This window comes from Halorubrum sp. AS12, assembly GCF_051122765.1.
GTDB lineage: Archaea > Halobacteriota > Halobacteria > Halobacteriales > Haloferacaceae > Halorubrum > Halorubrum trapanicum.
This window is the reverse complement of record NZ_CP185385.1, coordinates 1,792,451-1,819,023: the sequence shown is the minus strand read 5'-3', so window position 1 is coordinate 1,819,023 and position 26,573 is coordinate 1,792,451. Positions and strand designations below refer to the sequence as shown.

The following is a 26,573-nucleotide window of genomic DNA, read 5'->3' as shown; positions in this document are numbered from 1 at the left end:
TAATCTCCATCCCTCGTCGCGTTCGCGCCGTTTCGTTCCGGAGAGTCTCGACTCTCGTCGCCGTGAGCGACCGCTCTGCCAATTTCTTCCAGAACTAAAACCGCTGAATTTAAGGGTATAGGTCGGGTGTACACTGGTAATGGCAACCGTTGCACTCGCGTTCAGTGGGGGACTCGACACGACCGTCTGCGTACCGCTGCTGAAAGAGGAGTACGGCTACGACGAGGTCATCGGCGTCAACGTCGACGTCGGCCAGCCGACCGAGGAGTTCGACGAGGCCGAGGAGACCGCCGAGGCGCTCGGACTCGACATTCACGTCGTCGACGCGAAAGAGGAGTTCGCGGATCTCTGTTTCGACGCCGTGAAATCCAACGCCAGCTATCAGGGCTACCCGCTCGGCACCGCCCTCGCGCGCCCCGTCATCGCCGAGGCGATCCTCGGCGTCGCCGAAGAGCAGGGCTGTGACGCCATCGCCCACGGCTGCACGGGGAAGGGGAACGACCAGCTCCGGTTCGAGGCCGTCTGGCGCGGCTCCGACCTCGAAGTGATCGCCCCCGTGCGCGAGCTCGGTCTCACCCGCGAGTGGGAGATCGACTACGCCGCCGAGAAGGACCTGCCCGTCGAGGCCGGCGACGGCGGCGTCTGGTCCATCGACGAGAACATCTGGTCGCGCGCGGTCGAGGGCGGGAAGCTGGAGAACCCGGACTACGAGCCGCCGGAGGACATCTACGAGTGGACCGCAGAGCCGGAAGGGGAGACAACTATCGAGGTGACCTTCGAGGAGGGCGTCCCGGTCGCGGTCGACGGCGAGGCGATGGACCCGGTCCCGCTGATCCAGCATCTCAACGAGTACGCCGGGGGCTACGGCGTCGGCCGCACCGACGTGATGGAGGACCGCATGCTCGGGCTGAAGGTGCGCGAGAACTACGAGCACCCGGCCGCGACCGTGCTTCTGACCGCTCACCAGGCCCTCGAAGACCTCGTCCTCACGAAGAACGAGCGCTCCTTCAAGAAGGGGATCGAACAGGAGTGGTCCGAGAAGGCCTACGAGGGGCTCGTGTTCGCGCCCGTCGTCGACGCGCTGAACGCCTTCGTCGACGAGACGCAGGACGTGGTGACCGGCACGGCGACCGTGAAAGTCTCCGGCGGCGACTGCCGCGTCGTCGCGCGCGACTCCGAGTACGCCGTCTACTCCGAGGAGATGGCCTCGTTCAACACCGAGGACGTGGCCGGCATCGCGCAGTCCGACGCGACGGGCGTCGCGAAGTACCACGGGCTCCAGGAGCGCCTCGCCAACGACGTGAAAGCGAGCGTCTCGAAGCCCGAGCTCGCGACGGACGGTTCCGGCAAGGAAAACGAGACCGACGAGATCGACGATCAGAGCTAAATGACCGACGACGATCCCGACGCCGCGACGGACGCCGATGCGGGAGCGAGCGGCGCCGACGAGGGCGACACCGCCGTCCGCCGCGACCGCTTCAGCGGCGGTCCGGCCCGCGAGTTCCTGTCGAGCCTCGCGGCCGACGAGGCTATCTTCGCGGCGGACCTCGCGGTCGACCGCGCGCACACGGTGATGCTCGCGGAACAGGGGATCGTCGATAGCGCGGTCGCGGGCGAGATACTCGCCGCGCTCGACGACGTGGAGACCGCCGGCCACGGCGCGCTCCCGGACGGAGAGGACGTCCACGAGGCGATCGAGACCGCCGTCATCGACCGGATCGGTCCCGACGGCGGCCGGATCGGACACCGCCCGCTCGCGCAACGACGAGGTGGCGACCTGTATCCGCTACCGCCTGCGCGAGGACCTGCTGGACGCGGTCGAGGCGACCGTCGCCGCCCGCGAGGCGCTCGTCGAGGTCGCGAGCGAACACACGGAGACGGTGATGCCGGGGTACACGCACCTCCAGCCGGCCCAGCCGACGACCGTCGCGCACTACCTGCTGTCGTACGAGGGCGGGCTGGCGCGCGACACCGAACGCCTGCTCGACGCGTACGACCGGGTGAACCGGTCGCCGCTCGGCGGCGCAGCGTTCGCGGGGACGCCGTTCGACGTCGACCGCGACCGCACCACCGAGCTGCTCGGGTTCGACGGGACTGTCCGGAACTCGATGGACGCCGTCTCCGCGCGCGACTTCCTCGCGGAGTCGGCGACCGCGCTCGCGACGCTCGCGACGACGCTGTCGGGGCTGGCGGAGGACCTGATCGTGTTCTCGAACAAAGGGGTCGTCGAGCTGGCGGACGCGTACGCCTCCACCTCCTCGATCATGCCCCAGAAGAAGAACCCCGACACGCTGGAGCTGACCCGCGGCGTCGCGGGCGACGCGATCGGCGAGGCGACCGGTACGCTGAGCCTGCTGAAGGGGCTGCCGCGCGCCTACAACCGCGACCTCCAGCGCGCCCACGCGAGCGTCTTCGAGATCGCCGGCGACGTGCGGGAGGCGACCGAGGTCGCCGCGGGCGCGGTCGCGACAGCCGAGTGGGACGAGGACGCGCTCGCGGCCGCCGCGGGCAAGGGCTTCTCGACGGCCACCGGGGTCGCAGACCTGCTCGCGGCCAGCGGCCTTCCCTTCCGGACGGCCCACGAGATCGTCGCGAGCGCCGCGCCCGAGGTCGAAGACGGGGACGACCCGGCGACGGCCGCCGCAAAAGTTGACGAGGCCGCACGCGCCGTGCTGGGCGAGTCCCTCTTCGAGCGCGTGTCCCGCGAGGAGGTCGAACGCGTCCTCGATCCGGCCGCGAGCGTCGCGAGCCGCGACTCCGCCGGCGGTCCCGCCCCCGCGGCGGTCGCCGAGGATCTCGACGGCCGGGACCGCCGGAATCGACGCGGACGCGACGGCGCTCGACGAGCGTCGCAAGGCGCTCGCGGCGGCGGCCGACGCGCTCGACGCGGAGGTGGAAGCGTATGTCTGACCCGCGGACCGGTCTCAGGAGAACCCGCGGACGGACGCCGAACCGACCGCCGCAGCCCGACCGACGGCGACGACCGTCGCGGTCGGCGGTCGAGCGGCGACCGCCGGTCGCGATTCCGTTCCCGCGAGGGGACGAACAAGTTACCCAGATCTGATACACTCGTTCGGTCGGCCGCTTTCGGCTCGTCTCTCTTCGATAGCCGGCGCTTTAGTTAGTGTAAACTATTTGGTAAGTTCGGAACCTTTATGGGTTCCCGCCGCCGAGAACGAGGCACGATGACGAGCGACACCGACACGCTGACTGCGGAGGACCCGATCACGGGCGAGGAGATCGAGATTCCGGCCGACGTCGAGGTCGGCGAGATCATCGACAGTCCGGTCACCGGGAGCGAGCTGGAGGTCATCTCGCTCGATCCGGTCGTCTTGGAGGAGGCGCCCGAACTGGAGGAGGACTGGGGCGAGTAATGGCGACGACCGCCACGGCCGCGACACGCGAGTGGTCGATATGCGTATAGGGATCCTCTACTCGCGGATCCGGAAGGACGAGAAGCTCCTGCTCGGCGAGCTCCGCGACCGCGGCCACGAGGTCGAGAAGATCGACGTCCGCAAGGAGCGGTTCGGGCTGGAGTCCACGACCGCGGCCGTCGACGACCTCGATATCGTCGTCGACCGGTGCCTGTCGACAAGCCGGTCGCTGTACGCGACCAAGTTCCTCGACAGCTACGGCGTTCCCGTGATCAACTCCCCCGAGACGGGCGACGTCTGCGCCGACAAGGCGAAGAACTCGCTCGCGCTCGCGGAGGCCGATATCCCGACCCCGGCGACGGAGGTGGCGTTCACGAAGGACGCCGCGCTGGAGGCGATCGAGTCGTTCGGCTACCCCTGCGTCCTCAAGCCGGTCACCGGCTCGTGGGGGCGGCTGATGGCGAAGATCGACTCGCGCAACGCCGCCGAGGCGATCTTCAGAGCACAAGGAGACGCTCGGCCACTACGAGCACAAGGTGTTCTACGTCCAGGAGTTCGTCGACAAGCCCGGCCGCGACATCCGCGTGCTGGCGGTCGACGGCGAGCCGATCGCCGCGATGACGCGCTCGTCGGACCACTGGCTCACGAACGCCGCGAAGGGCGGCGAGACGGCGTCGTTCGAACTCGACGAGCGCGCGACCGAACTGGTCGAGCGCGCCTCCGAGGCGGTCGGCGGCGGGATGCTCGGCGTCGACCTGATGGAGGTGGGAGTCGACGCGGACGCCGACCCCGCCGAGACCGGCGGCTCCGGCGAGTACACCGTCCACGAGGTGAACCACACCGTCGAGTTCAAGGCGCTCGACTCGACCACCGAGGTCGACGTCCCCGCGCGGGTCGTCGACTGGCTGGAGGCGAAGGCCGCGGCGCTGGCCGACGGAGAAGTTGCGGGGGTGGACGCGTGACCGCGGACGCCGAGACCGACGAAGCGGCCGCGGAGACGTACACCGCGAGCGTCGTGGGCGGCACCGGGTTCACCGGCGGCGAGCTGCTGCGGCTCCTCGCCGGCCACCCGAACTTCGAGGTCGTTCAGGCGACCTCGCGGTCGGCCGACAACATGACCGTCGGGCGCTCGCACCCGAACCTGCGCGGGCTGGACCTGCGCTTCTCCGATCCCGACGACCTGGAGTCGGTCGACGTGCTGTTCGCGGCGACGCCCCACGGCGTCTCGATGGGCCGGATCGACGAGTTCTTCGACGCGGCCGACACCGTCGTCGACCTCTCGGCCGACTTCCGGCTGCCGGAAACCGACGCCTACGACGAGTGGTACGACGGCCACGAGTCGCCGGAGTACCTGGAGCGCGCCGAGTACGCGCTCCCGGAGATCAACCGCGAGAACCTCCCGGGCGCCGATCTGATCGCCGGCGGCGGCTGCAACGCGACCGCGACGATCCTCGGCCTCAAGCCGCTGGTCGACGCGGGCGCGCTCGGTCCCGACGCGGGCGAGGTCGTCGTCGACGTGAAGGTGGGGTCCTCGGAGGGCGGCGCCGGCGGCGGCGCGGCCTCCTCGCACCCGGAGCGGTCGGGCGTCGTGCGCCCGTACGCGCCGACCGGCCACCGCCACGAGGCGGAGATCGAGGCGTACCTCGGTCTCTCCGTCTCCTTCACCGTCCACGCGGTCGACATGGTCCGCGGCGCGAGCGCGACCTGCCACGTTTTCCCCGACGAGCCGGTCTCGAAGGGGGACCTGTGGGGCGCGTACCGCGACGCCTACGCCGACGAGCCGTTCATGCGGATCGTCTCCGGCGGGGGCGGCGTCTACCGCTACCCCGAGCCGAAGTCGGTCGCCGGGACGAACCACGGCGAGGTCGGCTTCGAGCTGGACCCCGGGAACCGGCGCGTCGTCGTCTTCTCGGCGATCGACAACATGACCAAGGGATCAGCGGGACAGGCGGTCCACGCGGCGAACGTCGCGCTCGAACTGCCCGAGACCGCCGGCCTGGAGTTCGACGGGCTTCACCCGGTGGGATCGCCATGAGCGAAGATGAGGCCGCCGATCAGCCGCCCGTTGTCGTCAAGGTCGGCGGCGCGAAGGCGGTCGACCCGGCCGGTGCGATCGGCGACGTCGCGCACCTGACGGCCAACGGGCGCGCGGTCGTCGTCGTTCACGGCGGCTCGACGGTCGTCGACGAGACGCTCGAACGGCTCGGGATCGAGCCGGAGTACGTCGAGTCCGCCTCGGGCGTCACGGGGCGGTTCACCGACGCGGAGACGATGGAGGCGTTCTCGATGGCGATGGCCGGCAAGCTCAACACCGAACTGACGGCACAGTTCCGCTCGGCCGGGGTCGACGCGGTCGGGCTGAGCGGCGTCGACGGCGGGCTCCTCCGGGCCCGCGCAAGTCGGCCGTCCGCGTCGTCGAGGACGGGAAGAAGAAGATCCGCCGCGGGGACCACTCCGGGAAGATCGAGTCGGTGAACGCCGACCTGCTCACCGGCCTGCTCGCGGACGGCTACACGCCGGTCGTCTCGCCGCCGATGGCGGGCGACGAGGGCGACGGCGAGGTGACCCCGGTCAACGCCGACGCCGACCGCGCGGCCGCGGCGATCGCGGGAGCGCTCGGCGCCGACCTCGTCCTGCTGACCGACGTGTCCGGCGTGTACGCCGATCCGGACGACCCCGAGACGCGCATCGACGCGGCCGCGACGCCCGACGAACTGGCGGCCGTCGAGGAGGCCGCCGAGGGGTTCATGGGCAAGAAGGTGATGGCCGCGACGGAGGCGCTCGAAGGCGGCTCCGGCCGCGTCGTGATCGCGGACGCCAACGTCCGCGACCCGGTCGTCGCCGCGCTCGGCGGCGAGGGGACGGCGCTCGAGCGGTCGGCGCTCGGCGGCGAGGGGACGGCGCTCGAGCGGTCGGCGCTCGGCGGCGTCGACACCGACGGCGACGCCGCGGACAAAGGCGACGCCGAGGGGGACGACGCCGAGGTCGAAGGAGGTGAGACCGCGTGAGCGGCTTCGTCTTCTCCGAGAAGCCTATCGAGATCGCCTCGGGCGACGGGGTCTACCTCACTGACGCGAACGGCACCGAGTACCTCGATTTCGGCGCCAGCTACGCCTGTACGCCGGTCGGGCACTGTCACCCCGAGGTCGTCGACGCCGCGACGGGCCAGCTTGAAGATCTCATGTACGTCCAGGCGTCGTACCCGCACGCGGCGCGGACGGCGTTATACGAGCAGCTGGCCGAGGTCGCGCCCGGCGACCTCGACGACGTCTGGCTCTGTAACTCCGGGACAGAGGCGAACGAGGCCGCGCTGAAGTTCGCCCGGCACGCGACGGGTCGCGAGAAGATAATCGCGACCACGCAGGGGTTCCACGGCCGGACGATGGGGACGCTCGCGACGACGTGGAAAGAGAAGTACAAGGAGGGGTTCGGCCCGCTCGCGGGCGGCGTGGAGTTCGTCGAGTACGGCGACGCCGACGCGATGCGCGAGGCCGTCGACGAGGAGACTGCCGCGGTGATCTTAGAGCCACTTCAGGGCGAGGGCGGGATCAACCCCCCCTCGACCGACTACCTCCGGGCCGTCCGGGACGCGACCGACGCGGCCGGCGCCGCGATGATCCTCGACGAGATCCAGACCGGGCTCGGCCGCACCGGCTCGATGTGGGCGGCGGAGAAGCACGACGTGGTCCCCGATATCCTCACGACTGCGAAGGGACTCGGCAGCGGGCTGCCGGTCGGCGCGACGCTGTGTCGCGACTGGATCGCGGAGGACTCGGGCGACCACGGCTCGACGTTCTCCGGGGGACCGGTGGTGTCGGCCGCGGCGAGCGCCACCCTCGACGTGATCGAGCGCGAGGGGCTGGCCGCGCACGCCGACGAGATGGGGAGCTACCTCCGCGGCGAGCTCCGCGACCGTCTCGGCGACGACGTGCGCGACGTGCGCGGCGACGGACTGATGATCGGCGTCGAGGTCCGCCGCGGGTCGAACCGCCTGCTGCGCGACCTCGCGATCGATCACCAGATCCTCGCGCTCCCGGCGGGGCGCACCGTGTTGCGGCTGCTCCCGCCGCTGACGATAGAGCGCGAGCACGCCGACACCGTCGTCGACGCGATAGCCGAGGTGATCGGCTGATGGCGGCCGGCAAGGAGCGCGACGCAGAGGAGGGCGAGGAGTCAGAGGGGGAGAGATCCGAACGCGAGTCGACCGCGGCCGACGACGCCGATGTCGTCGCCGGCGGCGGCTACCCCGCGGCCTGCGACACGGCGGCCCGGAAGCTGCTGTACGACATGGTCTCGATCCCCTCGCCGTCGGGCGAGGAGGAGCGGGCCGCCGAGCGCCTCGTCGACTTCTTCGAGGCGAACGGGCGGGAGGCGTGGGTCGACGAGGTCGGGAACGTCCGCGCGCCGGCGGACGACGCCGTCCTCCTCACCTCGCACGTCGACACCGTCCCCGGCGACATCCCGGTCGAGGTGCGGCCGGCGCCGCCGGAGGGCGAACTGCCGGAGCCGTCCGACGTCCGCGCCGGCGAGCCGGGCGACCCCGTGCTGTGGGGACGCGGCGCGGTCGACGCGACGGGACCGCTGGTCGCGATGGCGGTCGCGGCGGTGAAGACCGGGGTCTCCTTCGTCGGCGTCGTCCGCGAGGAGGTCGACTCCGGCGGCGCGCGCGCCCTCATCGGCGACCGCGACGCCCCGGAGGCGGTGGTCAACGGCGAGCCGTCGGGCTGGCAGGGGATCACCCTCGGCTACCGCGGCCTGCTGGAGGGGACGTACGTGAACACCAGCGAGTCGGGCCACTCCTCGCGGCCGGAGCCGAACGCGATCCAGCACGCGATCGACTGGTGGCACGGCGTCGAGGAGACGTTCACGCCGGAGGACTCCGAGACCGCCGTCTTCGACCAGGTGACGACCAAGCCCATCTCGATCGACGGCGGGCTGAGCGACGACGGACTCGCCGTGGAGACGACGATGGAGGTTCAGCTGCGGATCCCGCCCTCGCGCCCGGTCGACGAGATCCACGAGCTGTCGGAGGCGGAGCTGTCGACCGGCTCGGTCCAGTGGGGCGAGCCGATGCCGCCCGTGATGGAGAGCCCGCGGACCGACCTCGCGCGGGCGTTCCGCGTCGCGATCCGGTCGACGGGCGGCGACGTGCGCCTGCTCCGGAAGACCGGCACGAGCGACATGAACCTCTTCGCGGCCGCGTGGGACTGCCCGATGGTCACCTACGGCCCGGGCAACTCCGACCTGGACCACGCGCCCGACGAGCGGCTGCCGCTCCCGGACCTCGACCGCGCCGTGCGCGTGTTGACCGAGGTCTGCCGCGAGCGACTCTGACCCCGTAGACGCCCCGACACCCACCGTTTTCGAACGACACCACGTACCACACCCACAATCCAACGATGCCACTCGCCACCGACGACTTCCTCGACATCGACGACGTGACGCCAGCCGAACTGGACGCCCTGCTCGACCGCGCCGCCGCGATGAAGGCGGGCGAGACCGACCCCCGACTGGCGGATGCGACGCTCGGGATGATCTTCGAGAAGCCCTCGACGCGCACCCGCGTCTCCTTCGAGACGGGGATGACCCGTCTGGGCGGCCACGCGATGTTCCTCGGTCCCGACGACATCCAGCTGGGGCACGGCGAGCCGCTGAAGGACACCGCGCGCGTGCTCGGGCGGTACGTCGACGGCGTGATGGCGAGACTGTTCGACCACGAGGACGTCGAAGTGCTCGCCGAGTACGCCGACTGTCCCGTGATCAACGGACTCACCGACGAGGCGCACCCCTGCCAGACGCTGGCCGACCTCCTCACGATCCGGGAGAGGGTCGGCGAGGACGCAACCGTCGCGTGGGTCGGCGACGGAAACAACGTCGGGCAGTCGTTCGTCGTCGGCGCCGCGATGGCCGGGATCGACGTCGAGGTCGCCACGCCCGCCGACTACGGCATGGACCCCGCGGTCTTCGAGCGCGCCGCCACGTTCGGGGCGGACGTGACGCCCACGACGGACCCCGAAGCGGCGGTCGACGGCGCCGACGTGGTGTACACCGACGTGTGGATCTCGATGGGACAGGAGGACGAGCGCGACGAGAAGCTCGCCGCCTTCGACGGGTTCCAGGTGAACGCGGACCTGCTCGCCGGCACCGACGCGAAGGTGATCGACTGCCTGCCCGCGCACCGGGGCGAGGAGGTCACCGACGACGTGCTCGAATCCGACCGCGCCCTCGTCTGGGATCAGGCGGAAAACCGGATGCACGCGCAGAACGCGCTGCTCGTCGAACTGCTCGGCGGGGCGTGAGGACCGGAGCGGCCCGGAGGGAGCGATCCGCCGGGCGGGGTCGTGGCCGCCGCAGCTACCGCGGCGTCACGGACGCTGCGGCGGGTCGCGGTCGTCCATGAGGAAAACGCTGTCCTGGTTCGGATCGAAGTAAACCTCCAGCGCGCGGAGGGCACCCACGTACGCCGCGAGCGCGGCGAACACGAACGCGACCGCGGCTGGAACGACGAGACTGAGGACCATACCGAGGCAATCGCTTCGCCGCGGACAAATGCGTATCGACGGAGCGGCGGCGCGTGCCGACGGCCAGCGGTGGCACAACGGGAGCGGCCGCCACTTGGAGACTACAACGGTGATTTGTATCATCGACCGTTTTTTTATCGCAGCGTTGAAACATCTGCGTATGGTACGTCCCTCCCGTCGGCGCTTCCTCGGAGGAAGCGCCCTGACGCTCGCAGCGCTGACAGGTGTTCTCACCCCCGAAACCGACGCGCGCGTTTCCGGCCGACCGACTGACCTCGACCTCGATATTCGGCCCCGTTCGCCGACGCCTTCCTCCCGGTTCCGGCGGGCGACGCGCTGTCGACGACCTACGCGACGGTCATTGCGGACCGCATCGACGCCGACACGACAGAGGAGCTGAGCTACCGCGCCCGTTCCGCGACCGAGCGGCTCGACGTCGACGCCGACGAGCTGTCTGCGACGGTCGCGGTCACCCCGTCCGACCGTGGGGTTCAGCTGGTGACGGCGGCCGGTGGTTTCGACCGACTCGACCGCGGTGAGACGATCGCGGTCGGCGAGGGGGGCGATGAGACCGGCGAGGAGTCGGGCGACGACGCCCCCGCGGACGTCGAGACGACGGACGAACTCCCTGCCGGCTGGAGACTCACCGATGACGGTGAGACCGCGTTCGTCACCGGCGACGGCGTGGCGGCCGCCGTGACCGACAGTGGGTATTCGCCGAGTCCTCGCGGTCGTTCGGACTCGTCGGAAGACGACGCGAGCGACCGGCGGATCGAAGCCGCTCGCGCCGCCGGCCGCGCGGCCGCCGACGAGGCCGACCGCCTCGCTGAATCGCCGCTGGGCGCGGCCGCCCTCCCTCGGCTTGGTGGATTCGAAATGGTGCTTTTGGTCCCGGACGCCGCCGGCGGTCCATTTCCGCTCGCGGTCCCCGGCGACGTCGACGCGTTCGCCGCTGGCTTCGAGACCGCCCCTGAAGACCTCAGGGACCTCGACGGAACGGCGGAGAACGCATACGTGATCCGTCCGGCTGATGACGTCGACGAGGTCGACGACGAGACCGTCGAGGGACTCGTGCGTACCGTCGATCCCGCCGTCCCGGTCGAGACGGAGATCACCCGAACCGACGGAGTCGTGCTCGTCGACGCCGTCGTCGAGGCCCCGCCGGAACTCGACCGTGAGGCGTCGCCGGACGCCCGCGTCCGGTCGCAGTTCGACCGCGCTGCGGGAACGGTGACCTTCGAGCACGTCGAGGGCGAGTCGGTGCCGGTCGACGAGCTGGAGGTGTGGCACGACGGCGAGGAGGTGAGCGACACGGTCCTCGACGGCGAGGAATTCACGGCGGGCGATGAGATCACTGTCCAGACCGGACTGATCGCAACCGTCACGCTGCGGTGGTTCGACCCGGACGCGAACGTCTACGACACGTACGCCAGCGAACGGGTCGACCGCGAGGCGTTCGCCTTTGACTACGATATGAAGGCCGAGACGGTGGAACTCGCCTACGAGGCCGAGCGCTCCGCCGACGCAGGCAGCCTTCGGCTGGTCCACCGCGGCGGGGACGGCGTCCAAACGGTCGGAGACGAATTCACCGACGGCACGCTCGAACCCGGCGACGCAGTCACCGTCACGGACGTGTCGATCGGCGACAGTGTACAGTTGGAGTTCGACGTTGAGCAACCGTCGGGCGGCGGCTCGCTCGTCTATTACCGCGCCCGCCCCCCGCAAGTGTGGATCCACTCGCACGCCGAGGACGGAACCACGGTCAGGTATGACGGCGAAGAGTCTCGTCCCGCTGACGCGTTCGTGACGCTGATCGACGGCGAGCCAACCGACAAGCAGTTCGCCGACGAACACGACACCCTCTCGAGCGACGAGGAGCTGGTTCTCGGCGAGCTCCCGCTGGGGAGTACGGTCGCAGTCGAGTGGCGCGAACCGGACGATCCGGTCGTCATCGCCGAACACGAGGTCGTTCCGAACACGCGTGCGTCTATCGAGTACGACCCAGACGCCGGCGAGATTACGGTCCAGCACCGAGGCGGCCGGACGCTTCCCGCGTCGGAGTTGGAGCTTCAGGTCGGTCGCACCCCGGCCGACGTCCAGCCCGCGGACAAACTCGACGAGTTCGGTCCCGACGACTCGTTCAGCGCTCCGGTGCCGCCGCTCTCGCGGGTCCGACTCGTGTGGACGGGCGGCGACCGCGAACACCATCTCGGCGGCACGACCACGGCGCGCGAGGCGGTCGCAGCGACCTACGATGCCGACTCCGAGACCATGACGATCGAGTACGTCGGCGAACAGCCTGCCGATCCCGAGCGGCTGCGCGTGTCGGTGAACGGTGCCGGCGAATTGCGGGGACGGGAACGCGATCAGGAGTCGGCGTTTGCGGCTGAACATGACGAGCTAACGGCGGGGGACACGATCACGGTCGACGACGTTGGGTTCGACGACACCGTGGTCGTCAGCGTCCACACCGAGTTCGAGAACGGGTCGGCGACCAGCTCCGTGGGTCACTTCTCGGCGGCACCCCGCCGCGGATTCATCGTCAATGACGGAGGCGGGGGCGACAACGAGGGATCGGAGACGACGCTCCGCTACGTCGGCGAGGTTCGCCGCAGCGCCGATGCCTTCGAGGTGCTGATCGATGGTGAGCCCGCAACAGCCCAGCCCGCCGATGAGACGGACCAACTGACTGGCGGGGAGACGCTGTCGCTCGGCGATCTGTCGGCCGGCACAACGATTACTGTCGAGTGGACTGCCGGCGACGAGACCCGAACCGTGACGGAGCACGTGATCCCCCCGCAGGCGACGTTCGAGGTCGTGTATGAACCGGCTGACGACGATGAGGGGGGCGTCGTGACGTTCACTCACGTCAGCGGTGACGCACTTGACGCCGACCGCGTCGACGTGGTCGTGGAACCCGCGACCGAGGGACTGCGCCCGTGGGATTCCGACGCCGACGAGGTGACCGCCGGCGACGAGACGAGCGTCGCTGTCGACACGGAGCCGAGACTGGCCGCCGTCGTCTTCAGCGAGGGCGAGGTACTCCACCGCGAACCGCTCAACCAGGACAGGTAGAGAAGTGTCGTAACTCGGTCCGACTCTTTCGAAGGAGCGAGTACCGGGGCTAATTCCCGGTCCAGCGTAGGATGGCGAGCGTCCCCTCGAAGAGGGCGATCATGGTGAGCGTCACGATGATCGGCGCCATCCCGGTGAGGTCGGGGTTAAACAGGAAGGCGATCCCGAGGAACGACCCCCAGAAGATCAGCCGCTTCGCCTCCAGCCACTCCCGGGTGACGAGGTTCATCATGATCGCGAGCATGATGAAAAGCGGGATCTGGAAAACGAACGCCATCAGCGCAAGCATCACGACGATCAGGCTGAACGTCTCCGCGAGCCCGAAGGCGATGGTCGCCGCGTCGGAGGTGTAGGTGGTGAAGTACGAGAACATCGCGGGCAACACGAGGAAGTGCGCGAACGCGATCCCGATCCCGCCGAGGACCAGACTGGTCGGCACCGCCGCGAGGTAGTAGCGCCGCTCGTTCTCGTAGAGACCGGGCTTCATGAACCGGTAGGTCTGGTAGACGAACGCCGGAAGCCCGACCACGACGCCCGCGAGTCCGGCCACCTTCAACCGGGTGAGCGGGAGTTCGAGCGGGCCGTACAGCCGGGGTCGGTTCTCCATCGGCGCCGGGATGTGGTAGCTCCAGAAGTAGTTGATGAGCTCCGTCGACTCGGTGACGACGACGAGCGTCGCCAGTCCGCCGACGAGGAACACGACGGCGAGCCGGCGCATCATCTCCTCGATGTGGGCCGCCAGCGGCATCTCCTCGTCCGTCTCCGGTCCCTCGATGCCCTCGAACGGCTCGTCCTCGACGGCCGTCTCGGCGGCGGCCGGTGTGTCTGCGGCCGTCGCCGGCGTGCCGCCGTCGCCGAGACTCTCGGCGTCGTCCGTGGTCTCGGCGGAGTCGGCGTCCGCGTCCGCAGGGTCGGCGGAGTCGGCGTCATCGAGGGCGTCGGACCGTCCCGCGTCCTCGGCTTCGACGACCTCTTCCGAGCCCGAAAACGCGTCCGCCGCCTCGTCGTCGGATGACTCAGTGTCGCTCGCCGCGGGCTCAACCTCGGATTCGATCTCTGACTCGACCTCGGACTCGACGCTCTCGGACCCCCCGTCGACGGCGCCGTCGCTTTCGGGTTTGTCCTCGTCGGCCGACCCGTCAGCGGCGGCCGAGTCGTCGTCGCGCGACCGGTCCGAGTCGTCCATTCAGTTTCCCTACGCGACCGGGCGGTTATCAACCTTTTCGGATGGCGGCGTCCCGCGCGACCGATGGGGTGCCGTGGGGTTCGAAGTGGCGACCGGCGAACCGTCCGCGGGAATCGCCCGCGGTCGAAAAGGTTGATAACGGCGACGGCCTTCGCCCTCCGTATGGCGAGCGCCCTCGACGAGGACACCCAGCGGTCGATCGCGGAGGGCCGCGACACGGCGAAGGCGTTCCTTCGGTCGATTCAGAAGGACCTCCAGAAGGTGTTCCTCGTCTTCTTGGCCGGCTTTATCCTGACGTTCTGGGCGCTCCGCGTGTACATCTGGGACTGGCTCCGCGACGTCACGGAGTCGAACATGAGCCCCGCGGTCGCCGCGGAGGCGGACATCATCGCGACGACGCCGTTCGAGGTGATCCTCCTCCAGGCGAAGATCGGACTGATAGTGGGCGCGATCACCGCGATTCCGCCGCTGATCTACGTCACCCGCGACGAGCTCCGCGCCCGGGGGATGTGGCCCCAATCTCCCGTCGCCCGGTGGAAGCTCGCGGGTCTCGCGCTGCTCGGCGCCGGGCTGTTCACCGCCGGCGTCGCCTACGGCGTCTTCGCGTTCTTCCCGCTGATGTTCGGCTTCCTCGCAGAGTTCGGACTGGAGGCCGACATCCAGCCCACCTACGGGATCGTGATGTGGACGGAGTTCATCGTCTTCCTCTCTCTGTCCTTCGGGCTGGCGGGACAGATGCCGCTCCTCGTCACCGGGCTGTCGTACGCCGAAATCGTCCAGTACGAGACGTTCCGCGACAAGTGGCGCTACGCGGTCGTCGCAATCTTCGTCTTCGGCGCGTTCTTCTCGCCGCCAGACCCGTTCACACAGCTGCTGTGGGCGTTCCCGCTGACAGCGCTGTACGGCTTCAGCCTCTACCTCGCGAAGCTCGTCGTCACGGCCAAGCGGAGCTCCGACCGGGTCGACGTGCTCGGCGCGGTCTGGAACCACTGGAACGTCGTCGGCGGCGTGACCGTCCTCGGCGGCGCGCTCGTGTACGGCTTCTACGAGTACGGCGGCCGGACCGCGGTCAACGACCTCCTCCGGCTCGCGGGGAGCAGTCGGCGGTTCCTCGCCGCGGGCGAGGGACTCGGCGTCGACCCCGGGACCGCCCTTGCGATCTACGCCGTCGCGTGGGCGCTCGCGTTCGCCGTCGTCGCGACGCTGTGGGCGGTGTACACCGACCTCGACACCACGAGCGCGGGCTACCAGTACGGCGACCCGACGGCGATCGACGTGAGCGAACTCGACGCCGCGGGCGTGCGGGCGGCCCCCGTCGACACCTTCACCGAGATGGAAGAAGCGGAGTCGCTCGCGCTCGCGCAGGCCGCGATGGAGGACGACGAACCGGAGAAGGCGCAGGCGATCCTCGACCGCTTCGACGAGGCGAACGACGGCGAAGGCGGCGACGCCGCGGAGGGCGACGCGAGCGCCGCCACCGGCGGCGAGGACGACGGCGGCGGGCTGATGGGATCCGTCCGGAACCGCGGGTCGCGGGCGAGTTCGACGTTCCTCGCCGAACTCACCGACGGCGACGGGGAGCAGGCGGAAGACGACATCGGCGGCTACTACAAAGACCTCAGGTTCATCTTCGACTCGCTGCGCACGCGGTCGTTCCGGATCGTCGGCGTCTTCGGCGCCGTGATGGCGGCCGCGTTCATGTGGCTGTACCTCGGCGGGCTCGGCACGGTTCGGGGCGACCTCGAACGGCGCGTGCCCGCGGAGGTCGAAGGCGGGATCAACATCATCACGCTCCACCCGGTCGAGGCGCTGGTGTTCATGGTGAAGTTCTCGGTGATCCTCGGGATCTTCGCCGCGTTGCCCCTCGTCCTCTACTACGCGTGGCCCGCGCTCCGCGAACGCGGCTTCGTCGCCGGGCGTGTCCACCAGGTGTACCTGTGGGCCGGCGCGCTCGGCGCCGGGATGATCGGCGGCTTCGCGCTCGGCTACGCGTACATCGCGCCGGGACTCATCGGCTGGCTCGTCACCGACGCGCGCCTCGCCGACATGATCATCACCTATCAGGTGAGCGACTTCCTCTGGCTCGTCATCTACACCACGCTCGGGATCGGCTTCCTCGCTGACATCCCGATCGCGATGGTGTTGGCGAACAAGGCGGGCGTCCCCTACCGCGTGTTCCGCGAGCGCTGGCGCGAAGTGACGATCGGGATCATGGTGATCGCGGCGGTGTTCACCCCCGCAGACGTGATCACGATGTTCCTCGCGACGGTCCCGCTGATGGCGGCGTACGGACTCGGCCTCGCCGTCCTCTTCCTCGTCACCTTCGGCGGCCGGCGGAACCTCTCGCCGCCCGCGGAGTTCGTCGGGCGCTGAGGGGGCGCCGCGCGGCGAGTCCCCGGCAGGACCACCCCCGAGACCGACGAGTATTCCCGCGCGCGCCCGCAACAGCGGAGTAGAAATGAGCAAGGACTACATCGAGGTCCGCGGCGCCGAGGAGCACAACCTCGCGGACCTCGACGTCCGGATTCCGCGCGAGGAGTTCACCGTCGTCACCGGGCTCTCCGGGTCGGGGAAGTCGTCGCTCGCGTTCGACACCGTCTACGCCGAGGGGCAGCGCCGCTACATCGAGTCGCTGTCCGCGTACGCCCGCAACTTCCTCGGGCAGATGGACAAGCCGCAGGTGGAGTCCGTCGAGGGGCTGTCGCCGGCGATATCGATCGACCAGAAGAACGCCGCGAACAACCCCCGGTCGACGGTCGGGACCGTCACCGAGCTCCACGACTACCTCCGCCTGCTGTACGCCCGGATCGGTACGCAGTACGACCCCGTCACCGGCGAGGAGGTCGGCGAGCAGTCCGCACAGGACATGGTGAACCAGAATCCTCGACCTCCCCGAGGGCACCCGCGCGAAGGTCGCGGCGCCGGTCGTCCGCGACCAGAAGGGCGCCTTCGAGGACCGCTTCGAGGAGCTGGTGAGCGACGGGTACAGCCGCGTCGAGGTCGACGGCGAACCGGTCGACCTGACCCTCGACGACCCCGATCTCGACGAGAACTACGACCACACGATCGACGTGATCGTCGACCGCGTGACCGTCTCGCCCGACGCGCGCTCGCGGATCACCGACTCCGTCGAGACCGCGCTGGAGGAGGCCGGCGGGTCCCTCAAGCTGATCGTCCCCGACCCGCCCGAGGACGTGCCGTTCGCGTCGAACGCGCGCTCGACGGGGTCGCTCGCGGCCGACGCCGAGGGCGACGACCGGCTCGTGGTGGAGTTCTCCGAGGAGCTGGGCAACCCCAACTCCGACGTGCAGTTCTCCGCGATCGAGACGCGCTCGTTCTCCTTCAACAGCCCGTACGGGGCCTGTCCCGAGTGCGAGGGCATCGGCTCGACGAAGGAGGTCGACGAGGACCTCGTCGTCGAGGACCCCTCGAAGCCGCTCAAACACGTGTTCGAGCCGTGGAGCTACGACCGCACCTACTACTCGCGCCAGCTCGACAACGTCGCCGACCACTTCGGCGTCGACCTCGACGCGCCCTTCGAGGAGCTGGACGAGTCGATTCGGCGGCAGTTCCTCTACGGCACCGACGATATGGTCCACTTCGAGTGGACGACGAAGAACGGCACCCGCGAGAAGACGGAGCGGTTCGAGGGCGTCATCCCGAACTTAGAGCGCCGCCACGTCGAGACCGACTCCGAGCGCGCCCGCGACCACATCGAGGAGTACATGGCCGTGACCACCTGCCCCGAGTGCGAGGGGACGCGCCTCAAGGAGCAGTCGCGGCACGTCCTCGTCGCGGGCACGTCGATCACCGACGTGAACGAGCTGTCGATCGCCGAGGCGCGCGAGCACTTCGAGGGCATGGAGGCGGAGCTGAACGAGCGCGAGACGACGATCGCCGAGGAGATCTTCAAGGAAATCCGCGCGCGGCTCGGCTTCATGGAGGAGGTCGGCCTAGAGTACCTCACGCTCGATCGCGAGGCGTCGACGCTCTCCGGCGGCGAGAGCCAGCGCATCCGGCTCGCCACGCAGGTCGGGTCCGGGCTGGTGGGCGTGCTGTACGTCCTGGACGAGCCGTCGATCGGCCTTCACCAGCGCGACAACGACCGGCTGCTCGACACCCTCGAAGGGCTTCGGGACCTCGGAAATACGCTCATCGTCGTCGAACACGACGAGGAGACGATGCGGCGCGCCGACGAGATCATCGACATGGGTCCCGGCCCGGGGAAGCGCGGCGGGCAGATCGTCGCGCAGGGCGACTTCGACGACGTGGTCGACGCCGACGAGTCGGTGACCGCCGACTACCTCGCGGGCCGCAAGGAGATCCCGGTGCCCGAGGAGCGACGCGACGCCGACGGCGAGCTCGTCGTGCGCGGCGCCCGCCAGCACAACCTGAAGGACCTCGACGTGCCGATCCCGCTCGGCACACTGACGACGGTCACCGGCGTCTCCGGCTCCGGGAAGTCGACGCTCGTCAACGACATCCTCTACAAGGGACTCGCCCGCGAGATGAACGACAACACCTCGGTCGACCCCGGCGAGCACGACGCGATCGAGGGACTCGACGAGGTGGAGACGGTGCGGCTCATCGACCAGTCGCCGATCGGGCGGACGCCGCGCTCGAACCCCGCCACGTACACGGACGTGTTCGACCACGTCCGTGAGCTGTTCGCGGAGACGAAGCTCTCGAAGCGCCGCGGCTACGAGAAGGGCCGGTTCTCCTTCAACGTGAAGGGCGGGCGCTGCGAGGAGTGCGGCGGGCAGGGCACCGTGAAGATCGAGATGAACTTCCTCTCAGACGTGTACGTCCCCTGCGAGGAGTGCGGCGGCTCGCGCTACAACGACGAGACGCTCGACGTGGAGTACAAGGGGGAGACCATCGCCGACGTGCTCGACATGAGCGTCGCGGAGGCCCACGACTTTTTCGAGAGCCACCGCGGTCTCGAACGCCGGCTGAAGCTGCTGAAGGACGTCGGACTCGGCTACATGGAGCTGGGCCAGCCCTCCACCACCCTCTCGGGCGGCGAGGCGCAGCGCGTGAAGCTCGCGGAGGAGCTGGGCAAGCGCGCGACCGGCGACACGCTCTATCTGCTCGACGAGCCGACGACGGGTCTCCACAAGGAGGACGAGCGCAAGCTGATCGACGTGCTCCACCGCCTCGTCGACGCCGGCAACACCGTGGTCGTCATCGAACACGAGCTGGACCTCGTGAAGAACGCCGACCACGTGATAGACCTCGGTCCCGAGGGCGGTGACGGCGGCGGCGAGCTGGTCGCGAGCGGCACCCCCGAGGAGATCGCCCGCGAGGACGACTCGCACACCGGGCGCTACCTCCGGGACATGCTGCCGAAGGTCGACCTCGAAGGCCCGCGCGACGATCGTCGGAAGCCGGCGGTGGCCGACGACGACTGAGAGAGGGAAAGCGACCGACCCCGATTTTACCCTGTCGTCGGCCTGTTACCGGACGGCTCGGAGATCCTCGCCGCGACGAGGAGCGCGATCAGGTCGACGGCGACCGTCGCGAGGACGCCGAATCGGAACAGCACCAAGAGACCGAGCGTCGCGACCGCGAGACCGACGGCCACGCGACGAGCGCGGTCACGGTTGGGGAGCAAGCGAGACACCGGAACGCCGACGCCGACCTGCGCCGCGAAGAGGAGGACGCCGAACGGGGACACGGCTGGCATACGCCACGCTTTCGACGGGATCGACATGAGCGTGGTGGTGACCGATATCGACTCTTGAAATTCGTTCGAACCGACGTACCCTCCTCATCCCAGCGTTCAAATCGCGTCGACGCCACAGTCAAGGTGACATGGCGACGGCGGACGAGCAGATCCGAGTGACCGGTCGGGTGAAACGACACCTCGATCGCCGCCGCCGGAGCGGCGAGAGTTACAACGACGTCCTCGAACGATTGCTGTCGAAGCGGTGCGACGACGGTTTCGATGACGGGTTCGGGCTGCTCTCGGACGAACAGGCCGACCGGATCCGCGAAGCGGGGGAGCGCGCGAAAACGGAGCGGAAGGGTCGAACGCGCTGGCTCGGCGAGGATCGATGAAGGTGCGACCGACACACCTGTGCGTGTCGCCCCGTTGAACGGGGACTCCCAGCCCGCACCCGCCCCCTCAGAACTTCTCCAACAGGTCGCCGTAGAACTCGCCGCCGCGGTCGTCAGCGAGCTTCTCGACGATGAGCTCCGGCGTCGACCGCGCGAGGTGGCCCTTCTTCGGCGAGCGATTCACCCGGAGCTCGCCGTCGACCAGCCCAGCGGCCTCGATGCCGTCGACCGCGACCGCGAAGTCGGCGGCGTCGCGGATCTCGCGGGCGAGGTGCGAGACGAAGACGGCGGTGGCGTCCTGGTCGTCGAGCGCCTCTAGGATGCCGGCGATGATCTTCGCGGAGGCACCGGGTTCGGTGATCGACTCCAGCTCGTCGACGAGGACGAGCCGACCGTCCGCGCCGTCGACGAGGTCGCCGAAGTCCCGCAGCGTCGCCTCGAACGCGCCCGCGTCGAGGGTGCCCTGTGACTTCGCGTAGTAGTGGATCTCCTCGAACCGCTCGACCGTGGCCGACTCGGCGGGCACGGGTAGCCCCATCTGCGCGAGCACGACGACCAGGGCGACCAGATCGAGCGTGGAGGTCTTCCCGCCGGAGTTGACCCCCGACAGGAGGGTCGCGCCCGAGACGGCGTAGTCGACGGGTTCGACCTCCGCGAAGTCGACATCGAGCATCGGGGAGCGGCCGCCCTCGATGCGGAACCCCCTCGTCGCGTCGCCGTCGGCGTCCGCATCCCCCTCGTCCGGACTCACCACTTCCGGAAGCGTACAGTCGAAGTCGTGCGCGAACCGCGAAATCGCGAGCTCCACGTCGAGTTCGAGCGCGTCGCGGACCAGCTCCTCGACCGGCTCGCGGAGGTCGCCGAGGTCGCTCGCGAGGTCGGCCTTCAGCTTCGCCGCGCGGCGGTCCCGCGCCGCGGAGAGCTCGGTTCGGAGCCGCGAGACCGCGCTCTCGTCGTGGTCGACCGGGAAGGAGGGGTCGCCGCCGAAGACGCGCTCGGCCAGCTCCGCCTCTTCGGGCTCGAGTCGGAGCGCGTCCGCGAGATGGTCGCGGGCGGCGTCGACCGCTTCGTCGTACTCGTCGGCCAGCTCACGGTCCAGCAGGGAGTCGACGCGGGCGCCCTGCTCGACGAGGGAGAGGAAGTCGGTCCCCTCGATGGTGACGTCGCGCTCGCGGATCGCCTCGCGCAGCCGGTCGTCGGCCACCGAGGCCGCCGTCGACACCGCGGCGTCGAGGTCGTCGACGGCGGCCGTCAGGCGGTCCAGCTCCGCGTCCCCGGCGATGGTCCCGTCGTCGTCGAGCCGCGAGAGCGCGTCGCGGAGCCGGTCGAGGTCGACCGGGGGTTCGGCGTCGTCGTCGCCGCCCGAGACGGGGTCGCCGGCGGCCGCGGCCGCCTCGTGGACCACCGCGGCCGCCTCCAGCCGCTCGCGGTTCTCCGCGAAGAAGGCGAGCAGCCGCTCGGGCACCGTCTCCGCCGGCGTGTCGAGGGCGTCCGGCCGCACGCTCACGTCGCCCTCCACGTCCAGCCCGGCGAACGACTCGTCTAAGACGATCACGGAGGCGTACGAGCGGCCGAGCTCGGAGACGTCGCGGGCGTCCTCGACGGTCTCGACGGAGAGTTCGGGCATCTCGGTCTCGGCGCGCGCGAGCGTCTCGGCGTCGGCGGTCGCGAGGCAGCGGTCGCGGACGCGGACGGTCGGCGGGTCCGAGAGGGGTGCGCAGTCGGCGAGCGCCTCGCGGACCGCCGGGTCGGGGTCGCGCGCCGTCGCGTCGGCCGCGAACGCCTGCGCCTCCGCGACCCGCGAGGCGGACGCGCTCGGGTAGAAGGTCTCCAAGCGCTTCGCCGCGTAGTCGGTGACGGTGCGCTCGCGAAGCAGGTCGATCGCCTCCCGGTACAGCTCGCGGGCGCGGTCGGTGGCCAGCACGCGCCCGTCGTCGTCGTGTCGCCGTCGGATCGCCCCGCGGGCGATGCGGGCCGCGCGGGCCTCGTTGACGCCCGGCGCTCGGGCGATTGCGGCCACGTCGCCGGACTCGACGGTCGCGGCCGGGTCGTCCAGTTCGCGCAGCGCCGCGGCCGTCTTGGCGCCGACGCCGGGGATCGCCTCCAGCTCCATCTACTCGCCGGTATCGCGGCAACGGTGTAAAGCGTGCGGGTCGCTCCCGGGGATCGGCGGCGTGCGACCGCGGGCCGCCGCCGAGTCGGTTCCGCGTGCGACGGGCTTTTTCGCGCTCACCGCCAACGCCGGCCATGAGCCAGAAGGCGCGAGCCGTCGGCGACGGGTCGCTCGCCCCCGAGACGGCGGAGAAGGCGGCGGGCGCCCGGGACGCGCTCGGCGAGCGAGACGGAGTCCTCGTCGCGTTCTCGGGCGGCGTCGACTCCGCGGTGGTAGCCGCGCTCGCGGCGGACGCGCTCGGCGACGACGCCGTGGCGTGTACCGCCCGAAGCGAGACGCTCCCCGCGGCGGAGCTCGACGACGCGACGCGCGTCGCCGAGGAGATCGGCATCCGCCACGAAACGGTGACGTTCTCCGAGCTGGACGACCCGAACTTCGTCGCCAACGACGGCAACCGCTGTTACCACTGCCGGACGATGCGGCTCGGCCGGATGTACGAGACCGCCAAAGAGCTGGGGATCGAGGTCGTCTGCGACGGGACGAACGCCGACGATCCCGGCGAGGGGCACCGCCCCGGCCTGCGCGCGGTCGAGGAACTGGACGTGTTCTCGCCGCTGCTCGACGCCGGGATTTCGAAGGCGGAAGTCCGCGAAATCGCCGAGTCCTACGACCTCTCCGTGGCCGATAAACCCTCGATGGCGTGTCTCTCCTCGCGGATCCCGACCGGGCTGGAGGTGACCGAGGAGCGGCTGACCCGCGTCGAGAAGGCCGAGCGGGTGCTCCGCGAGTGGGGGTTCGAGGGGTTCCGCGTGCGCGACCACGACGGCCTCGCGCGCGTCGAGATCGCGCCCGACGAGCTGGAGCGCGCGCTCGACCCCGCCTTCGCCGACGCCGTCCACGAGCACCTCACCGACCTCGGCTTCGAGTACGTCACCCTTGACATGGCCGGCTACCGGACGGGGAGCGTGAGTCCGGGCGGCGAGGAGGACGGCTCGGACGAGGCGGACGACGACGCAGAAACGAGCGAATCGGCAGACGATGGCATCGACCTCGGCCGACAGTACCCGCGTTGAGACGGGACCGCGTTGAGACGGGACCCGAACGGGTTCGGAGAGCACACCCGGCGTTATCACCGGAGAGAACCCGGCACGAACGCTTATAAGCCGTGTTACTGAATCGACACCTATGCGAGAGGCGCAAACGCTTGCGGTGATCGCCGGCGGTGTCGGTGGCACCGTCGGGGCGTTCGTCGGCGTCGCGGTCGGCGGGTCCGCGATTTCGGTGACGGTGACCACCCTCGGGGTCGCGGTCCTCGTCGGCGTCGGGGTGATCGCGAGCGCGGTCATCGCCGGCGACGTGGAGTTCCTCGCCGACGCGGACGGCGAGTGACTCCGGTCAAACTCGCGTCCGACCGCGCGCTTCAAGGTCCCGCCGCGACGAGCGAGTGCCATGAGTCTCATCGCGTTCGACTTCGACGGGACGCTCTCCGACTCCGAGATGACGGTTCTCCTCGCCGAGCGGGCGGGCGTCGCCGACGAGGTCGCCGAGATCACCGAGCGGGCGATGAACGACGAGCTCAGCTACGCCGAGAGCCTCTACCGGCGCGCGGAACTGCTGGAGGGCCTCTCGGCGGCGGACGCCGCCGACGCGTTCGACGCGGTCCGGATCCGTCCCGGCGCCGCGCGCCTCATCGAGCGCTTGCGCGAGGAGGGCCACCACGTCGCCGTGCTCACGGGCGGGTTCGAGCGCGGCGTCGAGGCCGCGCTCGCCCGGGAGGACGTCGCGGTCGACACGATCGTCGCCAACCGGCTACCGACCGGGGCGGATGGCGCGCTCACCGGCGAGGCGGAGGGACCGCTCATCGAGGGGACGAAGGACGACGCGCTCGCCGACTTGGCGGCCGAGGTCGGGGTCCCGATGGCCGACACGGTGGCGGTCGGCGACGGCGCGAACGACCTCCCGATGCTGGAGGTCGCGGGGCTGGCGGTCGGGTTCGTTCCCAAGTCCGCGGTGCGACCCGTCTGCGACTCGGTCGTCGCCTCCATGTACCGGCTCGGGAAGGTGCTGGAGGCGCACGGCGTGCTCGCGGACGCGGAGTGAGAACCGGTCGCGAGCCGGGCGGCCGACGGCGTCGACCCCGGCGTCGCGGACCACGGCCGATACCTTATCATGTTTGGCTCAAGGGTTAATCGACGGCGAGGCGAACGAATCGCTATGAGCGTCCTCGCCGGGGTGATCCGATGCTGCCGACGCTGACGTATCTCCAGTTCCACCTCGTCTTCAGCCTTCCCGTGCTGGGGCTGCTGTGGTACCTCGCGCCCCGGTACGAGCCGACGCGGCGGCGACGCGCGACCGTCGGGATCGCGATCCTCGTCGCCATCGCGTACCTCTACACGACGCCGTGGATCAGCTACATGATCCGACGGGGGGCGTGGTCGTACGCCGACGGCGCGGTGCTTGTCCGGGCGCTGTCGATCCCGCTCGGCGAGTACCTCTTCTTCGCGGTCCAGACGGTCGTCACCGCGTTCGCGCTCCACCTGCTCGGGTTCGACCCGACGTTCCGCGAGGGCGACTTCGACCGGAAACCGCGGGTCGCGGGCGTCGTCGCGGGAACTGCGATGGTCGCGGGCGGGCTCTGGCTCGTGACCCTCGGTCCCTCGTACCGCTACCTCGGCGGGCTGATCGCGTGGGTCGGTCCCGTTGTCGCGCTCCAGTGGGCGGTCGGCGGGGGGTACCTCGTCCGGACGCCGCGGATCTGGCTCGCGGCGACGCTGCTGCCGGCCGCGTACTTCTGGATCGCCGACCGGATCGCGATCGCGATGGGGACGTGGCGGCTCTCCGCCGAGTACACGACCGGGGTTGCCGTGCTCGGCCTGCCGATCGAGGAGATGCTGTTCTTCGCCGCCGCCGGGGTGATGACCGTCAACGGTCTCGTCCTCTTCGAGTGGGTGCTCGACTGGAACGACGGACGGGGGCGGGCGGTTGCGGAATCTCCCCGGTCGGGCGACGCGGAGCGTGACGTTCCCGGACCGGAACCCCCGACCGACCCGGACCCCGACGTGGTCGATGACTGAGGCGTCGTCGGCGTCGACGAGGGCAGGCGAGTCCCGGCCCGCGGAAGTGCGCGACCTCGACTCAGAGGGGGAATCCGCCGAGGGTCGCGTCGACCGGTGGTTCGCGCGACGCCCGGCGCTGGCGCTGGCCGCGCTGCTGCCGATCGGCGCCGTGACCCCTCTGTTTCCGGTCGAGTTCGGCGTCGCGACGTTCGCGCTCGGCACCCTCGTCGTCGGGATGGCCCACGGCGCGGTCGACCACCTCGTCCCCCTGCGCGCCGCGCCGGGGGTCTCGTTCCGGCGGTCGATCGCGGTCGTGTCGGTCGTCTACGCGGTCCTCGGCGGCGCGGTCGTCGCGGCGTTCTTCCTCGCGCCCGTCGCGGCGTTCGTCGGGTTCATCGCTCTCACGTGGCTCCACTGGGGACAGGGCGACGTGGCGACGCTCGCGATCGCCGGGGTCGACCACCTGCCCTCGTCGGCGGAGCGGTGGCTGGCGCTCGTCGTCCGCGGCGGCCTCCCGATGGGCGTCCCGCTCTAGCCCACCCCGAGGAGTACCGGCTGGTGGCCGAGTGGATCGTCGGCCTGTTCCTCGTCGGTCCGGGCGCGGCCGCGACCGCGGTCGACCCCCTGTTCGCGCCCGCGGTCCGAATCGCGGTCGGCGCCGGGATGGCGGCCGCGACGCTGGCGTCGGTCGGTCTCGGCTACCGCCGGGTCCAGGCAGGGAGGAATCCGAGGAGCTGGCGCCGCGACGTCGGCGAACTCGCGGTGCTTTGGGCGTGGTTCCTGCTCGCAGCGCCGGTGTTCGCGATCGGGGTGTACTTCGCGCTGTGGCACGCGCTCCGCCACGTCGGCCGGCTCGTCCTCGTCGACCCCGAGGCCGCGAGCGCGGCGTCCGCGGGCGACGCCGTCGGGGCGCTCGCGCGCTTCGGCCGCGACGCGGCGCCGCTCACGCTCGGCGGGTTCCTCGTCGTGGTCGCGGTCGGCGCGAGCGTGCCCGCGGGCGTGGCGGCGCCCGGCGACCTGCTGGCCGTGTCGCTGGTCGCCATCGCCGCACTGACGCTGCCGCACGTCGTCGTCGTCGCGTGGCTCGACCGGCGGCAGGGGGTCTGGCGGCCGGGAATCGGCGGGGCCTGACCGGCTCCGACCGGAGGCGACCGATTCCGACACCACACCGCTCTTGGTCGGCGACGG

General features: G+C 70.3%; 16 protein-coding genes and 6 pseudogenes. 18 read left to right on the top strand and 4 right to left on the bottom strand.

Annotated elements, in window-relative coordinates:
* Positions 1–139 precede the first annotated feature (139 nt).
* The 9 genes and pseudogenes from ACODNG_RS09105 (at position 140) to argF (ending at position 9,673) form a co-directional block, all read left to right on the top strand.
* A complete protein-coding gene (locus tag ACODNG_RS09105) occupies positions 140–1,387 on the top strand; it encodes an argininosuccinate synthase (RefSeq protein WP_434521051.1) in 1,248 nt (415 codons plus the stop codon).
* Positions 1,388–2,910 (top strand): annotated as a pseudogene (argH, locus tag ACODNG_RS09100) (argininosuccinate lyase).
* A 275-nt stretch (positions 2,911–3,185) separates the two neighbouring features.
* Complete coding sequence (gene lysW / locus ACODNG_RS09095; RefSeq protein ID WP_434521050.1) at positions 3,186–3,374, top strand: lysine biosynthesis protein LysW; 189 nt, start codon at positions 3,186–3,188, stop codon at positions 3,372–3,374.
* Positions 3,375–3,414: 40 nt separating this feature from the next.
* Positions 3,415–4,336, top strand: a pseudogene (lysX, locus tag ACODNG_RS09090) (lysine biosynthesis protein LysX).
* A complete protein-coding gene (argC, locus tag ACODNG_RS09085) occupies positions 4,333–5,409 on the top strand; it encodes an N-acetyl-gamma-glutamyl-phosphate reductase (RefSeq protein WP_434521049.1) in 1,077 nt (358 codons plus the stop codon). Before lysX ends, argC begins: the two are co-directional and overlap by 4 nt.
* Positions 5,406–6,382, top strand: a pseudogene (locus ACODNG_RS09080) (acetylglutamate/acetylaminoadipate kinase). The gene argC and the pseudogene ACODNG_RS09080 overlap by 4 nt, the downstream one beginning before the upstream one ends.
* Positions 6,379–7,506 carry an aspartate aminotransferase family protein gene (locus ACODNG_RS09075; RefSeq protein ID WP_434521048.1) on the top strand — a complete coding sequence of 376 codons (1,128 nt, stop codon included), beginning with the start codon at positions 6,379–6,381 and terminating at the stop codon, positions 7,504–7,506. Before ACODNG_RS09080 ends, ACODNG_RS09075 begins: the two are co-directional and overlap by 4 nt.
* Positions 7,506–8,708 (top strand): [LysW]-lysine hydrolase, encoded by a 1,203-nt coding sequence (locus tag ACODNG_RS09070; protein ID WP_434521047.1) that lies wholly within the window; start codon positions 7,506–7,508, stop codon positions 8,706–8,708. The genes ACODNG_RS09075 and ACODNG_RS09070 overlap by 1 nt, the downstream gene beginning before the upstream one ends.
* Before the next feature lie 65 nt (positions 8,709–8,773).
* On the top strand, positions 8,774–9,673 hold the full coding sequence (gene argF, locus ACODNG_RS09065; RefSeq protein WP_434521046.1) for an ornithine carbamoyltransferase: 900 nt from the start codon (positions 8,774–8,776) through the stop codon (positions 9,671–9,673).
* A gap of 66 nt (positions 9,674–9,739) precedes the next feature.
* Here argF and ACODNG_RS09060 read toward each other — a convergent pair whose 3' ends face one another.
* Positions 9,740–9,895: a hypothetical protein gene (locus tag ACODNG_RS09060; RefSeq protein WP_434521045.1), complete on the bottom strand. Its 156-nt coding sequence runs from the start codon at positions 9,893–9,895 to the stop codon at positions 9,740–9,742.
* A 160-nt stretch (positions 9,896–10,055) separates the two neighbouring features.
* Here ACODNG_RS09060 and ACODNG_RS09055 point away from each other — a divergent pair.
* Positions 10,056–12,970: pseudogene (locus tag ACODNG_RS09055) on the top strand (hypothetical protein).
* 49 nt (positions 12,971–13,019) lie between these two features.
* On the opposite strand, the gene tatC (ACODNG_RS09050) reads toward ACODNG_RS09055, so the two are convergent.
* Positions 13,020–14,156: a twin-arginine translocase subunit TatC gene (tatC, locus tag ACODNG_RS09050; RefSeq protein WP_434521044.1), complete on the bottom strand. Its 1,137-nt coding sequence runs from the start codon at positions 14,154–14,156 to the stop codon at positions 13,020–13,022.
* 162 nt (positions 14,157–14,318) lie between these two features.
* Between tatC (ACODNG_RS09050) and tatC (ACODNG_RS09045) the strand changes: the two genes are divergently transcribed.
* Both tatC (ACODNG_RS09045) and uvrA read left to right on the top strand, forming a co-directional pair.
* On the top strand, positions 14,319–16,529 hold the full coding sequence (tatC, locus tag ACODNG_RS09045) for a twin-arginine translocase subunit TatC (RefSeq protein WP_434521043.1): 2,211 nt from the start codon (positions 14,319–14,321) through the stop codon (positions 16,527–16,529).
* A gap of 85 nt (positions 16,530–16,614) precedes the next feature.
* Positions 16,615–19,567: pseudogene (gene uvrA, locus ACODNG_RS09040) on the top strand (excinuclease ABC subunit UvrA).
* A gap of 26 nt (positions 19,568–19,593) precedes the next feature.
* On the opposite strand, the gene ACODNG_RS09035 reads toward uvrA, so the two are convergent.
* Complete coding sequence (locus tag ACODNG_RS09035; protein ID WP_434521042.1) at positions 19,594–19,842, bottom strand: hypothetical protein; 249 nt, start codon at positions 19,840–19,842, stop codon at positions 19,594–19,596.
* Positions 19,843–19,970: 128 nt separating this feature from the next.
* On the opposite strand from ACODNG_RS09035, the gene ACODNG_RS09030 reads away from it, so the two are divergent.
* Entirely contained in the window at positions 19,971–20,216 is a 246-nt protein-coding gene (locus ACODNG_RS09030) for an antitoxin VapB family protein (protein ID WP_434521041.1), read from the top strand.
* A gap of 67 nt (positions 20,217–20,283) precedes the next feature.
* On the opposite strand, the gene ACODNG_RS09025 is transcribed toward ACODNG_RS09030, so the two are convergent.
* Positions 20,284–22,329 (bottom strand): MutS-related protein, encoded by a 2,046-nt coding sequence (locus ACODNG_RS09025; RefSeq protein ID WP_434521040.1) that lies wholly within the window; start codon positions 22,327–22,329, stop codon positions 20,284–20,286.
* 134 nt (positions 22,330–22,463) lie between these two features.
* Between ACODNG_RS09025 and larE the strand changes: the two genes are divergently transcribed.
* The 5 genes and pseudogenes from larE to ACODNG_RS09000 all read left to right on the top strand — a co-directional run bounded on the left by larE (position 22,464) and on the right by ACODNG_RS09000 (position 26,516).
* Positions 22,464–23,402, top strand: a complete 939-nt coding sequence (gene larE / locus ACODNG_RS09020; protein ID WP_434521039.1) for an ATP-dependent sacrificial sulfur transferase LarE — start codon at positions 22,464–22,466, stop codon at positions 23,400–23,402.
* A gap of 112 nt (positions 23,403–23,514) precedes the next feature.
* A complete protein-coding gene (locus ACODNG_RS09015; protein ID WP_434521038.1) occupies positions 23,515–23,718 on the top strand; it encodes a hypothetical protein in 204 nt (67 codons plus the stop codon).
* A gap of 60 nt (positions 23,719–23,778) precedes the next feature.
* The gene (serB, locus tag ACODNG_RS09010) at positions 23,779–24,429 is read left to right on the top strand and encodes a phosphoserine phosphatase SerB (RefSeq protein WP_434521037.1); all 651 of its coding nucleotides are present in this window, start codon (positions 23,779–23,781) and stop codon (positions 24,427–24,429) included.
* A 140-nt stretch (positions 24,430–24,569) separates the two neighbouring features.
* Positions 24,570–25,403 (top strand): lycopene cyclase domain-containing protein, encoded by an 834-nt coding sequence (locus tag ACODNG_RS09005; RefSeq protein ID WP_434521036.1) that lies wholly within the window; start codon positions 24,570–24,572, stop codon positions 25,401–25,403.
* Positions 25,396–26,516, top strand: a pseudogene (locus ACODNG_RS09000) (Brp/Blh family beta-carotene 15,15'-dioxygenase). The gene ACODNG_RS09005 and the pseudogene ACODNG_RS09000 overlap by 8 nt, the downstream one beginning before the upstream one ends.
* Positions 26,517–26,573 lie beyond the last annotated feature (57 nt).